Raw genomic sequence first — 17382 nt, 5'->3', positions numbered from 1 at the left:
ACATAGAGAAAAAGACAAGGAGGGATCACGATGTTAGTTACATTAGTCATGCTGGCAACCTGTTTTGGTCTGCTCTGCGGAATTGGAATTTTATTTGGGATCGTCGGACTGCTGCTGAAATTTGGAGGAAAAGTCCTTGGCGCATGCGCCACTATTCTTCTCCCGATCGGCGTGATCTGGCTTGGATTTAAAATCGTGTTCGCCGTCGTTCCGCTTCTGTTCAAACTGGTCTGTGCAGCGCTGATCTGTTATCTCGTATACCGCATTCTGCGGGAGATGAAACTTGTAGCATAAAAAATAAAATCTAACAGATTCGAAAGAAAACCTGCTTTCCGTCATAAACACGGAGGCAGGTTTTTAATGACAAAAACAAAAATCTATTTTCAGAAAAAGCCAGTATTTGCTAAAAAAAGAGTAAGGAAAAAGTAAGAAAACAAAAAACAAAATGTGATACGATAGAACTAACTTGGGAAAGCAGAAAATTAATTTGTAAAATAGAAAAGTGGGAGGAAGCATATGAAGAAAAAAGTAATCGCGATTGTGTGTGCAGTCGCAGTGCTGGCGGCAGCCGGAGGGGGAGTGACATGGCATTTCCTTGGAAACGGTACAAAAGAGGACGATAACGTCGTCTATGTCAATACTGTAAAAGCCCTGACCAATCTGGGAACTGGAAATGGAATGGAAAACCGCTATGCCGGTGTTGTGGAGTCGGAAAATACCTGGAAAGTAGAGAAAAACAGCGAGAAAAAGGTAAAGGAAGTTTATGTGGAAGTCGGTCAGGAGGTTCAGGTCGGAACACCGCTGTTCTCCTACGATACCGAGAAATTCCAGAGTGACCTCGAGCAGGCGCAGCTGGATCTGGAACGCATAAACAATGAACTTTCAAGTATGAATACCAATATCAACCAGCTTTACAAAGACAAAAAGCAGGCATCAAAAGACCAGCAGGCAAGCATCACACTGGAAATTCAGGAAGCGGAGCTGGATTTAAAGAAAAAAGAATATGAAGGAAAATCAAAACAGGCGGAGATTGATAAATTAAACGATAACATCACCAATGCGACCGTGATCAGCGAAATCGCCGGTGTTGTAAAATCAATCAACAACGATGACAGCAGCGCCGGCGCTTACTCCGGTGACAACTCCGACAATTCCTTCCTGACCGTTCTTGCAACGGGAGATTTCCGTGTAAAAGGCCAGATCAATGAACAGAATATGAGCGACGGTTCGATTACCGAAGGAAGCCAGGTGATCGTGCATTCTCGTGTAGATGAGAATCAGACCTGGACCGGAACCGTGACAAAGATTGATCGGGAAAATGCAAAGACCGGCAATAACAACATGTACAGCAGTTCCGGCGATGGCATGACACAGTCGAGCTCCTATCCGTTCTATGTACAGCTTGCCGGAACGAATGGTCTGATGCTCGGCCAGCACGTTTACGTAGAGCCGGATGTCGGCCAGCAGGAAGTCAAAACAGGAATCTGGCTGTCTGACTCCTTTATCAACGATGTCGACAGCAATCCTTACGTCTGGGCCGATAATGGAAAAGGCAAACTGGAAAAACGAAGCGTAACCCTTGGAACACACGATGAAAATATGATGGAATATCAGATCACCGACGGCCTTGCAGAAGATGATGCAATCACCTTCCCGGAGGACGGTCTGGAAGAAGGGATGAAGACCGTAGTCAGCACCGACGGATCACTGGGACAGAGCAATCCGGCCGGCGGCGAGGATGACGGAATGGTGGATGACGGTATGCTTGACAACGACGATGGAATGGTCGACGACGGTATGACGCAGGATGAAAAAGGCATGGTTGACAATACCATGGACGGCGCAGAGTACAGCGGTGAGGAAGATACAACGAACGTGATCGGCGGCGCCGACAATGGTGAGGCAGAACCGGCAGACACACAGGAAGCCGGATCAGCAGATGACGGGGAGGTGCAGCCGTGATTCTGGAATTAGAGAATATCTGTAAAGAATATATGCAGGGCAAAATCCCGGTTCCGGTTCTGAAAAACATCAACTTCTCCATGGAAGAAGGCGAGTACGTTGCGATCATGGGTCCTTCCGGTTCCGGAAAAACAACACTGATGAATATTGTCGGCTGCCTCGACCAGGCGACGAGCGGACGGTTGATCCTCGACGGACAGGACATCAGCAAATGCAGTGACAATCAGATGTCGGACATCCGCCTGCAGAAAATCGGCTTTGTATTCCAGAACTTCCAACTCCTTGCAAGACAGAGCGCAATGGAAAATGTATGCCTTCCGTTGACGTACGCGGGCGTGCCGAAAAAAGAGAGAAGAGAGCGGGCAGCGATTGCCCTCGAGCGGGTGGGGCTCGGCGACCGTATGAGTTTCAAACCGACCCAGCTCTCCGGCGGACAGAAACAGCGTGTGGCGATTGCAAGAGCGATCGTCAACCATCCGAAAATTCTGCTGGCTGATGAGCCGACCGGAGCGCTCGACTCCCATTCCGGCGAGCAGGTCATGGAGCTGTTCCAGAGCCTGAACGACGAGGGCGTCAGCATCTTGATGATTACGCATGACGCGGAGATCGCATCGATGGCACAGCGCACCGTGGAGATCCGCGACGGAATGATGAAATCGAAGGAGGTGGCCGAAATATGAAAAAAGGAAAAGCCGCAAAGAAAGCCGCGATTGCAGTTGTGACCGCAGTTGCCGTGGGCGGTGTCAGTGTCGGCGGTTATTACGGCATCCGCCAGGCGCAGAAGACGACCGTAAAAGTGTATCCGGTCAGTGACTTTACGAGTGGTTACTGGGGAGACAACATGAACATGGAAGGCCAGATCACCTCGACGGCTTCCCAGAACATCTATCTTTCCGACAGCCAGACCATTTCCCAGGTTCTCGTCAAAGAGGGCGATGTGGTAAATGCCGGAGACACGCTGATGACATACGATACCAGCATGATCGAGCTGGATCTGGAAACGCAGCAGTTACAGCTTGCACAGACAAAGCTGAAAATCCAGCAGAGTGAAAAAGAACTGGAAAAGCTGAAAAAGACAAAACCGGTAGCGGATACGCCGCTGGATCCGGTGGAGCCGGATTTCCCGGATTTTCCAGATGAACCCATCGATCCGGATTTCCCGGACGAACCGATTCCGACCCCAGAACCGGAGCCGACGTACGAGGATGCTGTTCTGTACAGCAGTACGAATAAGCTTGTATTTGGTTCCAAACCATACAAAGGAGAAGGAACGCAGGAAGACCCATACACCTATCTCTGCGCACCGGGGACAGTCCTGACAGGCGGATTCCTGAATCAGATGGCAGGATACGCGGATGAAAAGGGAACGAAAAAAGAAGAGGACAGCGAAGGATACTGGTTTCGCCTGGAGATTCATGAGGAAAACAAAGCCGCAGAGGCGCTGGAAACCGTGTGGGAGCAGGATGGAACGAAGATTGCGAAAGCATACGAGACTTCGTATGAAGCAGTCCTGAGTCTGAAAGAATCCGAATCGGCGGATGCACCGGAAATAAAAATTACCACGCCGCTTGCCAACACAGAGGTGGCAGAGGGCGGCGAGCTGAAGCTGAAAATCGGAATCAATGAGAAGAAAGATACCGAAGAGAAGCCGGATGAGAAAGCCGACGATAAAACGGATGATAGAACCGAGAGTCCGTCCGAGGACGATGTGACACAGCCGGGTGAAGCCGGAAATGGAAGCGGTGAGGCAGACGATTCCACGGAAAACACAGAAACGGATGTCACTTACACATACGTTTGGAAACACAACGGAAAGACAATCGACGGAGATTTTAAGGATACTTACACAAAAGAAAACATCACAAAAGAGGATGCCGGAATCTATATAGTAGAAGTGACAGCGAAAAATGACAAGGGTACTTCCATGGCAGTCAGCACTGCAAATGTGGCGGTAAAAGAAGGAACGATTACCCCGACACCAAGTGTAACTCCGACTCCGAGCGTTACGCCGGGACCGAGTGTAACTCCAGAGCCGACCGTCAGCCCGGAACCAAGTACAACACCGATTCCGACCACAGAGCCGGTTCCAACAGAAACTCCGGTGCCGAGCGAGACCCCAGTTCCAACGGAAACGCCGACGCCGACCGAAGCCCCGGCAGAACCGGAGGCGGAACCGCAGAGCGAAGATGAACCGGAAGCAGTGCAGACGACAGCAAAAACCGTATTCTACGGTGAAAAAGCATCGGTACAGTCCCTCTTTACATCATCCACAGGAAGCAGCGCAAATAACAATACTTCTTCCGGTGATGATACCCAGATGACCTACACAAAAGATGAGTTGAAAAAAGCCATCAGCAAAAAAGAAAGCCAGATCCGTGATCTGAAGCTGGATCAGAAGGAAGAGGAACTCAAAGTCAAAAATACGCAGAAATCCCTGGATTCCCAGACCGTAAAAGCGACGATCAGCGGTATCGTAAAAAAAGTCGGAAATGCAGAAAATCCATCCAATGACGGAAGCGCGTTTATCCAGGTCAGCGGAAATGAAGGCCTGTATGTGCGCGGTTATCTGAGCGAGATGTATCTCGATCAGATCAAAGCGGGCGATAAGCTTAACGTAACTTCATGGTCTTCCGGTGCATTTGCGGTCGCAACCGTAACCGAAATTTCACCGTATCCGACAACAAGTTACATGTCTTACAGCGAGACACCGGCATCCTTCTATCCCTTCACAGCGGTCATACAGGAAGGTGGGGAAGGCTTTGAAAACGGTGACTGGATTGAAATTGCAATGACCGTTGGCGCCGATGTGGAAAACGGCAATGGACTGTACGTCAGCAAAGAATTCATTCGCGAGGAGAACGGGCAGAAATTTGTTTATATCCGGGATGAGAAGGATAAATTAAAGAAACAGGATGTTGTAACCGGAAAACTTCTGTGGGGCAGCTATTACGAAGTAAAGAGCGGCCTTTCCGAAGAAGATTACATTGCATTCCCATACGGTAAAACGGTAGTGGAAGGCGCAGATACGAAGGAATCCAGCTCATCGGATTATTATAACAGTTAAGGAGGCGCATCATGTTAGAAAATGTAAGACTATCCTTTCAGGGAATCTGGTCACACAAAATGCGTTCCTTTCTGACTATGCTGGGTATTATCATCGGAATTGCATCAATCATCTCCATTGTTTCCACAATCAAGGGAACGAATGAGCAGATCAAACAGAACCTGATCGGAGCCGGAAATAACAATGTGACTGTACGGTTAAAACAGGGGGATGGTGATTACTGGATGGATGGTGGGCTGCCAAGTGGCGTATCAAAGCTGTCCGCCGACCAGAAAAAGCGGATCCGCGAACAGGAACAGGTGGAGAATGCCTCATTTTATACCGAAAGAACGTATGTGAGCGGTATTGCGAAAGGAAATACAACACTGGACAGTGCAAAGGCACTTGGTGTGGATGAAAATTATTTATCCACATGTGGATACCAGATTTACCAGGGACGTGGCTTTGTGGAGAGTGACTTTTCGAAGATTCACAAAGTTGTCCTGCTTGACGATACTGCGGTGCTGACGCTGTTTCCAAATGAATCACCGGTCGGAAAAACGATTGAAATCATGGGTGAGCCGTTTACTGTTGTCGGTGTGATCAAAAAATCCGATTCCTTTCAGCCGGTCATCAATTCCAGGGAGGATTACAATACGTATAATCAGGAATCCTACCCGCTGGTGCTGATGCCGGGTGTATGCTGGCCGATCGTATTTCAGTATGATGAGCCGGAAAATGCCGTTGTAATGGCGCAAACGACCGAGGATATGAGTACAGTTGGAAAAACAACCGCAGAGATCATGAACGAGGCTGTTACCAATACATCGGACTCTCTGGCGTATAAAGCGGAGGATCTGCTGGAAAAAGCGAAGAGTCTGCAGGAATTAGGTCAGAGCACGAACCAGCAGCTGATCTGGATCGCAAGCATTTCACTTCTTGTCGGCGGTATCGGTGTTATGAACATTATGCTGGTATCTGTAACGGAGCGTACGAGTGAAATCGGTCTGAAAAAAGCAATTGGAGCGAGAAAACGCAGAATTCTGTTCCAGTTCCTGACGGAGGCGGCAGTGCTTACCAGCATCGGCGGACTGCTCGGTGTACTGGGCGGCATCATCATGGCGCAGGTGATCTCGAGAGTATCACAGACGCCTGTGGCAATCAGCATTCCGGCGATCATCTTCTCCGTGGTATTCTCCATGGTGATCGGTATCGTATTCGGACTGCTGCCGTCGGTAAAAGCAGCAAATCTGAATCCGATCGATGCGTTGCGAAGAGAATAGAACAAAAAAGAGTTGAAAAATCCGTGCGGGCACAGCGTAGGTGCTGGATCCGTGCGGATTTTTTGTGCGGCGTGTGCGGATGAAACTTAAGATCTTTACTTTTTGCGGAAAGTCGGTTATACTGGAAAATAAGCGCAATTTGCGGCGCAGCAAAGAGGCATTCGAGTTTCGGATTCGGTATGTTTATGAAAATATAAGAAAGATTCAAAGACATTTCACATTCGTTTATGGTATAATCAAACAAGAGTATGACCAACGAAAAGGAGTATACGCGAATGAATATTTTGTTTTTTATCACACCGAAAAGTGAAACGGCTTATCTGTATGACGACTGCTCACTTCGGCAGGCCATCGAGAAGATCGAATATCATAAATACACGGCGGTTCCGGTACTGAACAAAAAGGGCTGCTACGTGGGAACACTGACGGAAGGAGATCTGCTCCGCATCATAAAAGAACGGTATCTGCTGAATTACCATGAAGCAGAGGATATCCCGCTCTGGCAGGTTCCAAAACGGTGGAATTATGAGTCCGTCAACATCAACAGCAACATCGAGGACCTGATCGAGATGTCCATGCGGCAGAATTTCGTTCCAGTTGTGGATGACGAGGGAATCTTCATCGGCATCATCCGAAGAAGAGATATCATCCAGTACTGTTATCAGAAAAGCGGCATCAAAGAAGAGGAAGAAGCCCGGCGCAGCGCGCGGAAACAAAACGCAGAACAGATGATTCTGCAGTAAAGAAGAAAATGAGGGAAACATTATGAAAAAACTGATCGATCTTATCCAGGAAGAGCTGGTAAAAGCCTTTACCGCTGCGGAGATGGACCCGTCCTATGCAAGGGTTTCCGTTTCCAACCGCCCGGATCTGTGCGAATACCAGTGCAACGGCGCAATGGCAGCTGCAAAAGCATACCACAAAGCACCGATCCAGCTGGCTGAAGCAGTTGTAGAAAAAGTGACCGATCACAGCGTGATCGGTGAAATTGAAGCCGTAAAACCGGGATTCATCAACCTGAAAATCAACCCGGAATTTCTGGCAGATTATCTTTCCAAAATGCAGAACGACGAAGATCTTTCTGTAGAGAAAGCAAAAAATCCGAAAACCATCATCGTAGATTACGGCGGAGCAAACGTGGCAAAACCGCTTCACGTCGGCCATCTCCGTTCCGCGATCATCGGGGAAAGCATTAAGCGTATGGGACGCTTCATGGGCCACAACATGATCGGTGACGTTCATCTTGGAGACTGGGGTCTGCAGATGGGACTGATCATCACCGAGCTGCAGGAGCGCCATCCGGAGCTTGTTTATTTTGATGAGTCCTTTACGGGAGAGTACCCGGAGGAAGCACCGTTTACGATCAGCGAGCTCGAGGAGATTTATCCTTGCGCAAGCGGCAAATCGAAAGAGGACGAGGACTATAAGAAACGTGCACTCGAGGCAACGAGAGAGCTGCAGCAGGGCAGAAGAGGATATCGTGCGATCTGGAAACACATTATGAACGTTTCTGTTGCCGATCTGAAAAAGAACTATGGAAACCTCGACGTTCATTTCGATCTGTGGATGGGTGAGTCCGATGCACAGGAGTACATTCCAGACATGGTAGATTACCTGAAAGACAATGGTTATGCACATTATGACCAGGGCGCACTCGTTGTTGATGTCAAAGAAGAGACAGACACAAAAGAGATCCCGCCGTGCATGATCTTAAAATCCGATGGGGCAGCTCTGTATGATACGACAGACCTGGCAACCATCATCCAGCGTATGAAACTGTACAAGCCGGACGAGATCTGCTATCTGGCAGACAAACGTCAGGAGCTTCACTTCGTACAGTGTTTCCGCTGTGCAAGAAAAGCAAAACTGGTGAATGATGATACCGTTCTTTCCTTTATCGGCTTTGGTACCATGAACGGAAAAGACGGAAAACCGTTCAAGACCCGTGAGGGCGGCGTTATGCGTCTGGAGCGTCTGATCGGCGAGATCAACGATGAGATGTATCAGAAGATCGTGGAGAACCGCAGCGTAAAAGATACGGATGCAAGAGGAACGGCACAGATTGTCGGACTGTCTGCTATTAAATACGGTGACCTGTCCAACCAGGCATCGAAAGATTATGTATTCGATGTTGAGAGATTTACTTCCTTCGAGGGAAACACCGGTCCGTACATCCTGTACACGATCGTTCGTACAAAATCCATCCTCGGAAAATATAAAGAAGAGGGAAATGAACTGAAGAAAGGCGCACTTCTGGCACCGAAGAGCGACAGCGAGAAAGCTCTGATGCTTTCCGTATCCCGTTTCAACGGCGTTGTGGAGAACGCATTCGAGGAGAAAGCACCGCATAAGATCTGTGCTTATATCTACGAGCTTGCAAACGAGTTCAACCATTTCTACCACGAGACCAAGATCTTAAGTGAGCAGGATGAGGCAAGAAAAGCATCTTACCTGGCACTGCTGGATCTTGTCCGCGAGGTACTTGAGACCTGCATCGACCTGCTGGGATTCTCGGCACCGGAACGGATGTAAGATTCGTCAAGAGGGAAAAAATAGATAAAAAACAGGCGATTTTTTTGGCAGCCGTCGGCTTCTGTAGTTCTTGCGGAAACGGCGGCTGTTGTGTTATACTTACATCACGATTTTTCATCCGCTTGGACATTCGTCCTGAAAAATCGATTCTATATTACTCTATCGAAGAGCCATTCGGCTCAATTTATATCCATGTACAAAAACAGAATATCGGACTGACAAACACTTTGACGTAAAAAGAGGAGGCGGGATCATTGGAAAAGTAGAACTTCCGGGAGGGAAGTATCGCCTGCTGTCAGTGCTCGGAAGAGGGGCAACGTCTGTCGTTTATCTTGCAGAGAAAACTGGATCCGGAAAGCGGTATGCAGTCAAGGTAAGTATATGTGACAGGGAAAAACTGCGCCGGGAAGCGTTTCTTTTACAGAAGTTTTCATATCCCGGGATTCCCTGTGCGGTGGAACTTCTGGAAAGTGGGACAAAAAGCTTTCTGGTGATGGAAGCTGTAAACGGAAAATCTATCGGACAGCGTATGCGTAAGGGAGAACGGTTTTCCAGCCGGGAAATTCTGAAAACGGGAATTGCCCTGAGCGGGATTCTCTGTTATCTCCATGCACAGAACCCGCCGGTTTTCTACCGGGATCTGAAGCCGGACAACGTGATGATAACAGAGCGTGGTGAAATATACCTTGTGGATTTCGGTGCAGCCGGAACAGAAGAAACGGGTGTGGAAGTCCGTTATGGAACCCGCGGTTATGCAGCGCCGGAGCAGTATGACGGGAAGTGTGACGCCCGTTCCGATCTTTATGCACTCGGCGCACTGCTTGCGGCAATGGCGAAGCATGCGAAAAAGCGGCAGAAAAGAGGACTCTGGCGGGTGATGGAAAAGTGTATGCAGAAAAAGCCGGAGGAGCGGTATGCGTCTGCCGGAGAAGTCAAAAAGGCACTGCGGCGGCTGGAAAGAAAGCAAAAAGGCAGGAAGACTCTGCGGATCTTTGCAGTTTTTGCTTTTCTGACAGGAGGAGCGGCTGCGGTTGCCAGCAGGATGCCATGGGGGCAGTTTCCGGCGGCAGACGAATGGGAGGAGCAGGGAGATCTCTGGTTCTGCGGAAATCCGGTGGAAGAAGGCAGTCTGCCGAACTACCAGAAAGCGCGGGAAGCGTTCTTAAAGGCAGACCATCTCAGTCAGGCGGGGCGTGTGGAGCAGGAACTTGTGGAATACTGTCTGGCGGATGATGCGGCAAGGGAAAAAATGCAGATGGAGCCATTGCTGGCTGAATTTTATGATGACACGCAGCAGGAGCCGGAAAAGGAAAAACGCTGCCGCAGATATCTTGCTGTTGCAGGAATGTATTTCAGTTTTTCCGAAGAACTGGCGCGTGAAAATGACACAGACGCCATGCGGAAAGGAATCGAAGTGCTGGAAAAGGCCGCAGGCGAGAATATGGAGGGGCAGTGGGAGGCGGTTATCTGGCAGAGACTGGCGGATGCGTGCTATCTTGGCGGAAAATCCGGGGATGGGGAAAGAGAACAGGACTGGTGCCAGGAGAGTTTTCTCTATTACGAACGGCTTCTGTGCAGCAGACAGGATGGAAACCGGCGGAAAAATCTGCTCAGGGCCGCAGAGCTGGCACTTCAGTTCGACATGCAGGAAAAAGCAGAACAGTACCTCAACGAGGCCGCAGAAATTCCGGGAATGGAGGAGGATATTTTTTATCAGCAGATCAGAAAAAGATGGGAGGAAGCAGGATGAGAAAAAAGACCATATGCGCAATGATGACAGGATTCCTGGCAGTCCAGGGAATCGAAGTCCACGCGGAGACACAGCAGACGACAGGCGAGGCCGCAAGTGCGGTGGAAAGCGTGGAATTAGAAGCTGAAATCATCGAGAACAGTGATGTGACAGATGCAGACGGGAAAGCCGGACCGGAGGAACTGCTGCCGGACGAAAAGTCAGAAGAAGAACCGCCTATAGAAGAGAAACCAGAGCAGGAACCAGAGCCGCCGGAAGAGAAAACAGATCCGGCAGAGACCGGAAAGAAAGAGAAAGAAGGAGAAGAAAAAATGCTTCCCCCGACGGTAATTCCGGATCCGGAGAAAGAACCAGCGGAAAGGTGGGAAGAAGAGGAGAAAGAAATTTCGGAAGATTCAGAATCGGGGAAGCCAGGAGAATTGCCGGAGGCAGGAGATATGGGTTCCGGGGAATCGGAATCAGAGGAAGGATGTGAAGAAACAGATACAAAAGAATCAGAGACAGAAGAGTCAGATTCGGAGAGAACGGATTTTGGAGAAATGGACACAGAAAAACCAGATTATGAAGATACAGGTTCAGAAAAATCCGGAACGGAAAATTTGATGCCAGAAGATCCGGAACCGGAAAAGCCTGATATGGAAGAAACGAAGCAGGAATCTCCGTCAACCGAAAAAGAGTCAGAAAATCAAACCTCGGAAACAAAAGCACCAGAAAAAGAGGAGCCTACCGTAATGCCAGATGCCGGAAAGTCAAACACAGAAAAGCAGGAACAAACGGGGCCCGGGCAATCGTCTCCGGAGAAAGAAGAACTCAAAACAGACGAACAGCTGCCCGTTGCTGCAGCCACGCCCGAGGAGGTGACCCAAGATCCAGATGATATTCCGCTACAAACAGAAGAAAGCAGTCCTCCGCCTGCCGAAACTCCATCTAAGAGTGCCGGGGAGGAGCCATCTCAAATACGGCCGCAGATCATCGCCGATTTCGTATTATCACAGATAGCAGACGAAGATTTCGAAGCGCCGAACCCCCTGATTATCCGCCCGGCCGACACCAGCGTCGAAATAGATCCCGGTTATACCCCGGAAATTCTGCTCGAGGGAGCCGCCGACACGGCTGAAATTCTTTCCTGCATGGTAAATGGCTCCGAAGCCGAATATGAATGGAAAGAAAACAAAATCTGTCTGAAAGCCGAGAGCCTTTCCGAAGGCTACAACCGCATCACTGTAAAAGTGCGTGGCGCAGACGGCATTGTACGAACCATGAAACCGTGGGAAGTCAACGTGAAACCAAAAACTTCCACACTTGTCAGCCAAAGAACCAGCCAGAAACCAAAAGGAACCCGCCTCTTGCAGTCCTTAAGGCGCCTCTGGAACCTGATTCGTGCCATTGCCGAAATTCAGAATCAGACCACCCGCTATCTGCGTGCACTCTGCAGAAAATAGCCTGATCCGGTTTTGTTTGTATTTCTAATTTCGATATGCTAGAATAAAAGACATGTCATACGATAAAAAAGTAAAAGAGGAAATAAGAGTATGTCAGATATGATATTATTTGATCTGGACGGAACCCTGACCGATTCCGGTCCTGGAATTACAAGATGCGTACAGTATGCGCTGGCATCCTTTGGCATCGAAGAGCCGGATCTGGAAAAACTGAACTGTTACGTGGGACCGCCGCTTCTGGAATCTTTCATGAATTTTGCAGGCCTTGGCTGCGAAGAAGCACAGCAGGCCATCACAAAATACCGGGAGCGGTACGAGGCAGAGGGCATTTTTGAAAATGAAGTATACGAGGGAATCCCGGAGGTTCTGGCGTATCTGAAAGAGAAGGGAAAAATTCTGGCGGTAGCATCGTCCAAACCGGAAAAATACGTGGAGCAGATCCTGGAGCATTTCGAAATCAGAAAGTATTTTACCGTAGTAACCGGTTCAGAAATGAACGAAACCAGAACCGACAAAGGAGAAGTCATCGCAGAGACGCTGCGCCGACTCGGAGCAGAAGACAGCCGTTCCGACGTGGTGATGGTTGGTGACAGAAGCTATGACGTAATCGGGGCAAGAGAAAACGGACTGCTCTGTGTCGGCGTATCGTATGGGTACGGCGGAAGAGAAGAACTCGAGGCAGCAGGTGCCGCAAAGGTATGTGATACACCGGAAGAACTGAAACTGCTGGCGGAGGATCCGAAAGAAGAGAAGAAAAGACGCGACCGCATCAAAAAAATGAAGCCGGAGCGTATCCCGTGGCTGACAAGAGGAGAAAGTGGAACAGGAATCTTTGCGCAGAAAGAGAAAAAAGCAGAGAATATAAAAGAAAAAAGGACAGCGAAAACAGAGCCAAAAACGGAGGAAATCGTAATTCCTATCCAGCGGAAGCTATGGCGTCTTTTAAAACCGCTTCTGACGTACGAACTGTTTCTGATCGGAGCAACCGTACTTCTGGCGCTGATCCTGATGACGTTTACGACCGGCGGTTATCTGGAAGAGCGTATGCACGCGACATCCGTTCTTGCATCAGCAATCGGCAGTCTGGCGGCGATCCCGGTTCTCTGGAAACAGTACAAAAAAGATGAAGGCATGTTCCCGAAACCGGAAAAACGGTGGAGTGCGGCAGAGGCAGCCGCCTGTATTCTGCTGGTTATGACCTTCGGCCATCTCCTGAATACTGTAATGAACGTGACCGGCTTTACCAGAATCTTTTCCGGCTATCAGGACATGGCATCAAAGATTTATGAAGGACAGAACCCGCTGCTTCTGATCCTGTCCGTCGGTGTGCTGAGCGCGGCCGCAGAGGAAATTGTTTTCCGCGGCATGATTTACCGCAGGGCAAAAGATTTCTGGGGAACCGGCTGGGGCATCGCAGCATCATGTCTGCTGTTCGGTGCATATCACGGCAATGTGACGCAGTTTGTCTATGCAGCCGTGGTAAGTGTGCTTCTGATCCTTATTTATGAGCGGTGCGGAACACTCCTTGCCCCGGTTCTTGCGCACATGGCAGAAAATATCTGGGGACTTTACCGGAGCCAGTTCGTATCCTGGATGACCCAAAAAGCACCGGCAGGTGCATGGATGTTCATCTTTTTGGAAGCGGTAATCTGCGCCGGAACATTCTGGTATCTGTTTTTAAAGGATAAACAGGGAAAAACACAAAAATAACAGAAAAAAACCGCAGAATCCGCGAAAAAAATGCTTGTCATGAAAAAAACTCTGTGATACAATCTTACTGTTGCACAATAAGCACCCATGCGGTACCAAGGATGGTGCCTGTTTTTTGAAAAACAGGTTCCAAGGTGAAAAAACATGGGGAAGAATAAAACCATAAGGAGATAAAACAATGAGCGTAATTTCAATGAAACAGTTACTGGAAGCCGGTGTTCATTTCGGACATCAGACAAGAAGATGGAATCCTAAAATGGCTCCGTACATCTACACAGAGCGTAATGGTATCTACATCATCGACCTGCAGAAATCTGTAGGAATGGTAGATGACGCATACAAAGCTGTTGCAGACATCGCAGCAGACGGCGGCACAATCCTTTTCGTAGGAACCAAAAAACAGGCTCAGGACGCTATCGCTGTTGAGGCAGAGCGCTGCGGAATGTACTATGTAAACGAGAGATGGCTCGGCGGTATGCTGACCAACTTCAAAACCATCCAGAGCCGTATTGCAAGACTGAAAGCAATCGAGACCATGGAGCAGGATGGCACCTTCGAAGTTCTTCCGAAAAAAGAAGTCATTGAGTTAAAGAAAGAGCTTGCAAAACTGCAGAAAAACCTTGGCGGTATCAAAGAAATGAAGAGACTGCCGGACGCTATCTTCGTAGTAGATCCGAAAAAAGAGAGAATCTGCGTACAGGAAGCTCATACACTGGGAATTCCGCTGATCGGTATCTGCGATACCAACTGCGATCCGGAAGAGCTTGACTATGTAATTCCGGGTAATGACGACGCTATCCGTGCCGTAAAACTGATCGTTTCCAAAATGGCAGACGCAGTTATCGAGGCAAAACAGGGCGAGGCTGAGGAAGCTGCATACGAAGAAGCAGCAGAGACAGACGCTGAATAATTTACGCGAAGTAATGAACTGGGGGGAACTTGAAATTCAGGTTCCCTTCGGCGAATCTCACAATAGCAGACCGGCATGAAGATGCAGTCTGCTGAATCACGTATACGGAGGAATAAAACAATGGCTATTACAGCAGCAATGGTAAAAGAGTTAAGAGAAGTAAGCGGTGCTGGTATGATGGACTGCAAGAAAGCTCTTACAGCTACCGAAGGTGATATGGACAAAGCAATGGAGTTCCTGAGAGAAAAAGGACTTGCTACTGCTCAGAAAAAAGCTGGCAGAATCGCAGCTGAGGGTATCGTTATGCTGAACGTATCCGAGGATGGAAAGAAAGCTGTCGCTGTAGAAGTAAACGCTGAGACAGACTTCGTTGCAAAGAACGAGAAATTCCGTGGCTATGTAGCACAGGTTGCAGAGCAGGCTATGGATACAACTGCAGCAGACGTAGAAGGATTCCTGGCAGAGCTTGGAAATTCGATACCAACGAGACCGTTGGCGAAGAGCTGGCTCATCAGATCGCTACCATCGGCGAGAACATGAACATCCGTCGTTTCCAGCAGGTAAAAGAGGAGAACGGTTTCGTTGCTTCTTATACTCATATGGGCGGTAAAATCGGTGTTCTGGTTGACGTTGAGACAGATGTTGTAAACGATGACCTCAAAGAGATGGCTAAAAACGTTGCAATGCAGATTGCAGCTCTTCGTCCGCAGTACACAAACCGCGACGAAGTAAGCGCTGATTACATCGCACATGAGAAAGAAATCCTCATGGCTCAGATTCAGAACGACCCGAAAGAGTCCCAGAAACCGGAAAAAGTTATCCAGGGAATGATCCAGGGCCGTATCAACAAAGAGCTCAAAGAGATCTGCCTGCTTGATCAGGTATACGTAAAAGCAGAAGACGGAAAACAGTCCGTAGCTCAGTATGTAGCACAGGTTGCAAAAGCAAACAACGCAACCGTAGCAGTAAAAGGCTTCGTTCGTTTCGAGACCGGTGAAGGAATCGAGAAGAAAGAAGAGAACTTTGCTGAGGAAGTTGCTAAACAGATGAACGCATAATTCAACTGTGAATTTGTAAAAATAACGCAAAAATATAAAACCCTCATAAATGTGCAGAAAATACACGATTTATGAGGGTTTTTTACTGTCACAGGCAGTATCCATCGGAAATGCAGTAAGTGCCCTGAAGGATACCGTCCCCGGAGATTTCTCGGCAATGAATCTTTCGGAGATTTGTGAATTAATCCAGGAACATAAATCGAATGGTCCGGTAATGGAGATGAAACGTTAAACATAAGAAAAGAGGAACAAATTTGAAAAAACAAGACAAAAGAAACTGGCCGAAAGCAGTGATTCAGATCCTTTCTTTCCTGCTGATCCCGGGCTTGTTTGAGGCGCAGTTTTCTGCGGTTGGGACGATTATTTCCGCAGTTTATCAGGGGACGGTTTCGTGGGAACGGATCAGGTATTCGGTATGGATGGTGCTGGCGACGGTTCCGGCGGTGATTATTGTGGGACGGTTTTTCTGCGGATATTTCTGCAGCTTCGGGGCTGTGCAGGATTTTCTGTGGTTTGCAGGAAATAAGCTGAAAAAGCGGTTTCGAAAAGCAGGTGCGAAAAACCTGCATTCAAATTCAAAGAAGAGTGGAAGAAATGTTCCAACAGGCTGGATCAAATATGGTGTGCTCCTGTTCTGGGCAGTCTTCGTATGGAGCGGTATGATAAAATGGAACATCGCAGGGCCGTGGCAGGTGTTTGGACAGTACAGTTCCATCGGACACTGGCCGGGTGTGAAGCCGATGTTTTCGATTGGCGGTGCGCTGATTCTGGTGATTTTCGTCGGATCCGTCTTAATCCAGCGCTTTTTCTGCCGGTATCTCTGTCCCATGGGAGCCATCTACAGCCTGATTTCCAGATGTACGCTGTTAAAAATTGTAAAACCGCGGAGCAAATGCGGAAGCTGCCGTCTCTGTACTGCAAAATGTACCATGGGAATTGATCTGACAGAAAAAGAGCAGACGGCAGGCGGCGAGTGTATTGGATGCGGGGTATGTATAAACGGATGTCTGAAGAACAATGCACACTGGAAGTACCGATACAGCGTGTGGATCGGTGTCGGGGTGACCTGCCTTACGATTGCAGCGTCACAGTTCCTGATCCGGAGCGAGAGCGGTTCCGTTGGTAAGACAGCAGGTGATGCGGCCATTGATACGGCAGAACAGAATCTGGACAGCAGATTCCAGGACGGCACTTATTCCGGAAGTGGAGAAGGCTACCGCGGAACCGTGACCGTTTCCGTAAAAGTGGAACAGGGAACGATAACCGGACTGACGATAGAGAACGCCGAGGATGATCAGACATATCTGGACAGAGCAAAGTCAGGAATCTTTTCGGAAATCATGAAAAAACAGAGTGCCGAGGAGATAGATACCGTTTCCGGCGCCACCTACAGCAGTAAAGGGTTGATTGAGGCCACTCAAAATGCGTTAAAAGAAGCCGCCGGAGATGAGAATACTGTACAGGAAAATACAGCATCTGAATCGACGGATACAACGGAAGAAAAACAGGCATTCCTGGACGCCGGCCGTTTCCACGACCTGAAAGACGGCATCTGCACGGGTACCGCCGATGCCTTCCGCGGGGATGTCGAAGTGCAGGTAACGGTAGAAAACCAGAAAGTGACCGACATCTCCATCCTTCCTACTGCGACACCGAGGAATACTTTTTCCGTGCAGCGCCTTACGTGATAGG

12 protein-coding genes and 1 pseudogene are annotated in these 17382 nt (G+C 48.8%); all 13 read left to right on the top strand.

Translation table 11 applies throughout. From position 1 onward, the window contains the following. Positions 1–30 precede the first annotated feature (30 nt). Positions 31–294 carry a hypothetical protein gene (locus DW965_RS04260; RefSeq protein WP_022461142.1) on the top strand — a complete coding sequence of 88 codons (264 nt, stop codon included), beginning with the start codon at positions 31–33 and terminating at the stop codon, positions 292–294. Between the two features lie 222 nt (positions 295–516). Next, positions 517–1962, top strand: a complete 1446-nt coding sequence (locus DW965_RS04255; RefSeq protein ID WP_119198069.1) for an efflux RND transporter periplasmic adaptor subunit — start codon at positions 517–519, stop codon at positions 1960–1962. Further along, positions 1959–2642 carry an ABC transporter ATP-binding protein gene (locus tag DW965_RS04250; protein ID WP_119198068.1) on the top strand — a complete coding sequence of 228 codons (684 nt, stop codon included), beginning with the start codon at positions 1959–1961 and terminating at the stop codon, positions 2640–2642. Before DW965_RS04255 ends, DW965_RS04250 begins: the two co-directional genes overlap by 4 nt. Further along, positions 2639–5026: an efflux RND transporter periplasmic adaptor subunit gene (locus DW965_RS04245; RefSeq protein WP_119198067.1), complete on the top strand. Its 2388-nt coding sequence runs from the start codon at positions 2639–2641 to the stop codon at positions 5024–5026. The genes DW965_RS04250 and DW965_RS04245 overlap by 4 nt, the downstream gene beginning before the upstream one ends. Before the next feature lie 11 nt (positions 5027–5037). After that, entirely contained in the window at positions 5038–6288 is a 1251-nt protein-coding gene (locus DW965_RS04240; RefSeq protein WP_119198066.1) for an ABC transporter permease, read from the top strand. A gap of 275 nt (positions 6289–6563) precedes the next feature. Further along, a complete protein-coding gene (locus tag DW965_RS04235; protein ID WP_022461147.1) occupies positions 6564–7031 on the top strand; it encodes a CBS domain-containing protein in 468 nt (155 codons plus the stop codon). Between the two features lie 22 nt (positions 7032–7053). After that, complete coding sequence (gene argS / locus DW965_RS04230; protein WP_022461148.1) at positions 7054–8820, top strand: arginine--tRNA ligase; 1767 nt, start codon at positions 7054–7056, stop codon at positions 8818–8820. A gap of 142 nt (positions 8821–8962) precedes the next feature. Beyond that, positions 8963–10570, top strand: coding sequence for a serine/threonine protein kinase (locus DW965_RS04225; RefSeq protein WP_117509242.1), 1608 nt, complete (start codon positions 8963–8965; stop codon positions 10568–10570). Then, positions 10567–12012 (top strand): hypothetical protein, encoded by a 1446-nt coding sequence (locus DW965_RS04220; protein WP_022461150.1) that lies wholly within the window; start codon positions 10567–10569, stop codon positions 12010–12012. The genes DW965_RS04225 and DW965_RS04220 overlap by 4 nt, the downstream gene beginning before the upstream one ends. A gap of 90 nt (positions 12013–12102) precedes the next feature. After that, entirely contained in the window at positions 12103–13722 is a 1620-nt protein-coding gene (locus DW965_RS20790; protein ID WP_022461151.1) for an HAD hydrolase-like protein, read from the top strand. Positions 13723–13900: 178 nt separating this feature from the next. Then, entirely contained in the window at positions 13901–14632 is a 732-nt protein-coding gene (rpsB, locus tag DW965_RS04210) for a 30S ribosomal protein S2 (protein ID WP_022461152.1), read from the top strand. Positions 14633–14752: 120 nt separating this feature from the next. Further along, positions 14753–15690 (top strand): annotated as a pseudogene (gene tsf / locus DW965_RS21980) (translation elongation factor Ts). 254 nt (positions 15691–15944) lie between these two features. Beyond that, positions 15945–17378, top strand: coding sequence for an FMN-binding protein (locus tag DW965_RS04195; protein WP_119188815.1), 1434 nt, complete (start codon positions 15945–15947; stop codon positions 17376–17378). Positions 17379–17382 lie beyond the last annotated feature (4 nt).

Origin of the sequence: Blautia sp. AM47-4 (genome assembly GCF_003479865.1) — a bacterium.
Classification (GTDB): domain Bacteria; phylum Bacillota; class Clostridia; order Lachnospirales; family Lachnospiraceae; genus Fusicatenibacter; species Fusicatenibacter saccharivorans.
The sequence above is the reverse complement of the archived record's forward strand: the minus strand, read 5'-3'. Positions and strand labels throughout refer to the sequence as shown.

Excerpts from the sequence above, each read along its gene's own strand:
- DW965_RS04260 (WP_022461142.1), top strand. The coding sequence starts at position 31 with ATGTTAGTTACATTAGTCATGCTGGCAACCTGTTTTGGTCTGCTCTGC.
- DW965_RS04255 (WP_119198069.1), top strand. The coding sequence starts at position 517 with ATGAAGAAAAAAGTAATCGCGATTGTGTGTGCAGTCGCAGTGCTGGCG.
- DW965_RS04245 (WP_119198067.1), top strand. The coding sequence starts at position 2,639 with ATGAAAAAAGGAAAAGCCGCAAAGAAAGCCGCGATTGCAGTTGTGACC.
- DW965_RS04240 (WP_119198066.1), top strand. The coding sequence starts at position 5,038 with ATGTTAGAAAATGTAAGACTATCCTTTCAGGGAATCTGGTCACACAAA.
- DW965_RS04235 (WP_022461147.1), top strand. The coding sequence starts at position 6,564 with ATGAATATTTTGTTTTTTATCACACCGAAAAGTGAAACGGCTTATCTG.
- argS (WP_022461148.1), top strand. The coding sequence starts at position 7,054 with ATGAAAAAACTGATCGATCTTATCCAGGAAGAGCTGGTAAAAGCCTTT.
- DW965_RS04220 (WP_022461150.1), top strand. The coding sequence starts at position 10,567 with ATGAGAAAAAAGACCATATGCGCAATGATGACAGGATTCCTGGCAGTC.
- DW965_RS20790 (WP_022461151.1), top strand. The coding sequence starts at position 12,103 with ATGTCAGATATGATATTATTTGATCTGGACGGAACCCTGACCGATTCC.
- rpsB (WP_022461152.1), top strand. The coding sequence starts at position 13,901 with ATGAGCGTAATTTCAATGAAACAGTTACTGGAAGCCGGTGTTCATTTC.